Raw genomic sequence first — 938 nt, 5'->3', positions numbered from 1 at the left:
TAAAAGGCTCTGAGGTATTAGCCGGTAAAGACATCAATCTGACCGGGAAAAACGTCGCTATTTTGGCGGCGGAGAATCAAAGCAGCCAAACCCATACCGTTGAGCAAAAACAGAGCGGCCTGACACTGGCCCTCTCCGGCACCGTCGGCAGCGCCGTCAATACGGCGGTCACCACCGCCAAAGAGGCCCGCGAAGAAAGCAATGGCCGACTGTCTGCGCTGCAAGGCGTCAAAGCGGCATTGAGTGGTGTTCAGGCGGTGCAAGGCGGGCAACTGGCCACATTGGATGCCAGTGACCAAAATGCCATTGGCGTCAGTCTGTCTTATGGCAGCCAGTCGTCAAAATCAGAACAAACCGTCAATCAGACCACCCATCAGGGCAGCACCCTGACGGCGGGCAATAACCTGAATATCACCGCCACCGGTAACGGCGTGAAAGGCCAGGATGGCGATATTGTGGTACAAGGCAGCCAGTTACAGGCGGGCAAAGACGCCAGTCTGACAGCCAATCGCGATGTGATTTTGCAATCGACACAAGAGAGCCAGACGCTGGATGGCAGTAACAGCAGCAGCGGCGGTTCATTGGGCATCGGAATAGGTGCAGGCCAAGGGGGCTGGGGCATTAATATTTCAGCCAGCCTGAATCAGGGCAAAGGCAGCGAAAGCGGCAATGGTGTTTCCCACACTGAAACCACGGTTAACGCCGGTAATACCCTGAACATCACCAGTGGCCGCGACACCGTGCTACAGGGTGCTCAAGTGAGTGGCGACACCGTCAAGGCCGATGTCGGCCGCGACCTGCTGCTGCAAAGCCAGCAAGACAGTGACCGTTATGATTCGAAGCAGCAAGACGCCAGTGTCGGCGGCAGCTTCAATTTCGGTTCGATGACTGGCAGTGCCAGCATCAATGCCAGCCGCGACAAAATGCACAGCAACTTT

At 56.4% G+C, this 938-nt stretch carries 1 protein-coding gene; it reads left to right on the top strand.

Features of this window, described 5'->3' with window-relative positions; genetic code table 11:
* Nucleotides 1–938 (top strand): hemagglutinin repeat-containing protein (locus YROHD0001_RS00075; protein ID WP_032818607.1); only part of this gene is annotated, 938 nt, incomplete at both ends.

Origin of the sequence: Yersinia rohdei ATCC 43380 (assembly GCF_000173775.1) — a bacterium.
Lineage (GTDB): Bacteria > Pseudomonadota > Gammaproteobacteria > Enterobacterales > Enterobacteriaceae > Yersinia > Yersinia rohdei.
This window is presented reverse-complemented; position numbering and strand designations above follow the sequence as displayed.